The 1,153-nt window shown below is 61.4% G+C and carries 1 protein-coding gene and 1 pseudogene; both read left to right on the forward strand.

What is annotated here, in order from left to right:
• Nucleotides 1-574, forward strand: a 574-nt coding sequence (locus U5775_RS38810) for a TOBE domain-containing protein (RefSeq protein ID WP_322063418.1), incomplete at its 5' end; no start/stop codon positions are given.
• Between the two features lie 10 nt (nt 575-584).
• Nucleotides 585-1,153: pseudogene (locus U5775_RS38815) on the forward strand (putrescine ABC transporter permease PotH); the annotation flags it as partial.

Below are 1,153 nucleotides of genomic sequence, written 5' to 3' on the forward strand. Positions count from 1 at the left end.
GACCCAGCTCGAACTCGTGAACATCATCGAGAAGGTCGATGTCACCTGCGTGATGGTCACGCACGATCAGGAAGAAGCCATGACGATGGCCAGCCGCCTCGCTGTGATGAGCGAAGGCCGCATCGTGCAGATCGGCACCCCCAGCGGCGTCTACGAGTTCCCGAACAGCCGCTTCTCCGCCGAGTTCATCGGCTCGACCAACCTGTTCGAAGGTCACGTGGTTCAGGATGAACCCGACCATATCTTCGTCGAGAGCGACGACCTCGAAACGCGCATGTACGTGAGCCACGGCATCACCGGGCCGCTCGGCATGCCGGTCGGTATCTCGGTGCGTCCGGAGCGCATGCGCGTCACGCGGCAGAAGCCCGATGCGCCGCACAACTGGGCGCGCGGCGTGGTTTCCGATATCGCCTATATGGGCAGCTACTCGCTCTATCACGTGCGGCTGCCCGGCGGCAAGGTCGTCGTGTCCCATCTTTCGAGCCTCGATCTGCTCAACGAGAACGCGCCCGCCTGGAACGACGACGTCTACGTCTCGTGGTCGTCGGCCAGCGGCGTCGTGCTCACGCAATGAGGAGACTTCAATGAGCACTTCCCTGCCCTCCTCCAATGCGTCTGCCGCTGCACGCGGCGGCGCCCAACGCACGGCACTCGTGCGTTGGCTCTCGCGCTTCGTGCCCTCGGGCCGTACCACAGTCATCGGCGTGCCGTTCCTGTGGCTCACGCTGTTTTTCGCCGTGCCGTTCGTGCTGGTCTTCAAGATCAGCTTCGCCGACCAGTTGATGAGCGTTCCGCCCTATACGAACCTCGTCGAGATGAAGGACGGCGTGGTGCACTTCGCACTTCAGCTCGGACATTACGTGTTCCTGCTGCAAGACGATCTGTACATCGCCACCTATATCAGCTCGCTCAAAATGGCGGCGGTCTCCACGGTCTTGTGCCTGTTGATCGGCTATCCCATCGCCTACTACATCGCGCGTTCCAATCCGGCCACGCGCAACCTGCTGATGATGGGCGTGATGCTGCCGTTCTGGACCTCGTTCCTGATTCGCGTCTACGCATGGATAGGTATCCTCAAGGACGACGGCCTGCTCAATCATGCGCTCATGGCCATCGGCCTGATTCACTCGCCGCTGCGCCTCTATCATAGTAA

It is taken from the genome of Paraburkholderia sp. J63, assembly GCF_905220245.1.
Lineage (GTDB): Bacteria > Pseudomonadota > Gammaproteobacteria > Burkholderiales > Burkholderiaceae > Paraburkholderia.